This is a genomic window from Streptomyces sp. ActVer (assembly GCF_027270795.1).
Lineage (GTDB): Bacteria > Actinomycetota > Actinomycetes > Streptomycetales > Streptomycetaceae > Streptomyces > Streptomyces umbrinus_A.
Window position 1 is genome coordinate 1 of record NZ_JAPWHT010000903.1, and the last position, 1269, is coordinate 1269.

Sequence of the window (1269 nt, forward strand, 5' to 3'; positions counted from 1 at the left end):
GGGGCCGGTGGCCCCGCCCGTGCGCCGGGCACTCCGCGCCCTGCCCTTCGCCCCCTTCGTCTCCTCCGCCCCCGGGCTCCGGCTCCGGGCCGCCGTGCGTGCGGCGAGTGCGGGTGCGGCGGTGCTCGTGGGAGGCGGGGCCGTACTGGTCGGCGCCTCGCTGGTGTGGCACGGAGGTCCGGCCCGCGTGTCGTTCCTGCATCTCACGGAGAGCTGGTCGGGACGGGTCGCGGTACTGCTGCTGGCACTGGTCCTCGTGCCGAACGCGGCGGTGTGGGGGGCCGCGTACGCCCTCGGACCCGGCTTCGTACTCGGCGCTGGGCACGCGGCCGATCCCCTGATGTCCTCGCCAGGTCCGCTGCTGCCGCCCTTTCCCCTGCTGGCGGCGGTCCCGGGCGCGGGCCCGGGAACTCCGGTGAACTGGGCGGCGGGGGCTGTGCCGTTGGTGGCGGGCGTGGTGGTGGCCTGGTTCACGGTGCGGGCGGGGATGCCGGGGCGGAAGGACGTGGGGGAGGGAGACGGAGAGAGCAAGAGGAAGAAGCTCCGGGTTCCGGTGGCGGCCGACCGTGGTGAGGCCTGGTCGCCCGGCCGGACCGCCGGGAACGCGGCCCTCGCGGCCCTCCTCTGCGGACTGGCCCTCGCGGTCCTCGCCGCCCTGTCGGGCGGCCCCCTCGGCACGCACGCACTCGCCGACTTCGGCCCCGTCTGGTGGCAGACGGGGCCCGCGGCGGCGGGGTGGACCGCGGTGGTGGGCGTGCCGGTCGCCCTGGTCCTGCGCGCCTTGCGGCTGCGACAGCCGCGGGTACGGGTGCCGCGGGCGCCCCGGGTACGGGTCGTGCGGGGGAGTGCGGTTTGGGGGTCGGGTTCCTGGGTGCGGGGGCCTTGGGGGCGGAGGCGGGGAGTTCGGGAACCGCTGGTTCAGGAGCAGGGGGTGCAGGGGAACGGGGTTCAGGAACATGTGGGCCAGACACATGTGGGACAGGCACATGTGGGACAGGCACATGCGGGTTCGAAGCGTTCGGCCAATGAGCCTGTGGGCGGGGCGACTCCGGTGCCTGAGCCTCTGCTCTCGAAGCCTTCGGCGGTTGAGCCTCTGGTCTCGGACTCCTCGGCCCCCGAGCCGTCCGCATCCCCCCTCAACTCCCGCCCGGCCCCCGAACTCCCCACCGAACCGCCGCCGCCCCCGCGTACCCAGGGCACTCAGCCCACCCCGAGAACCAACTGGCTCTCGCGTGTACGGCGTCGGCGGCAGCCGGAGGCGCCCCCCGT

General features: G+C 75.4%; 1 pseudogene. It reads left to right on the forward strand.

The features are described from left to right. Positions 1–79: 79 nt before the first annotated feature. Positions 80–793: pseudogene (locus O3Q52_RS53205) on the forward strand (DUF6350 family protein); the annotation flags it as partial. Positions 794–1269: the final 476 nt, after the last annotated feature.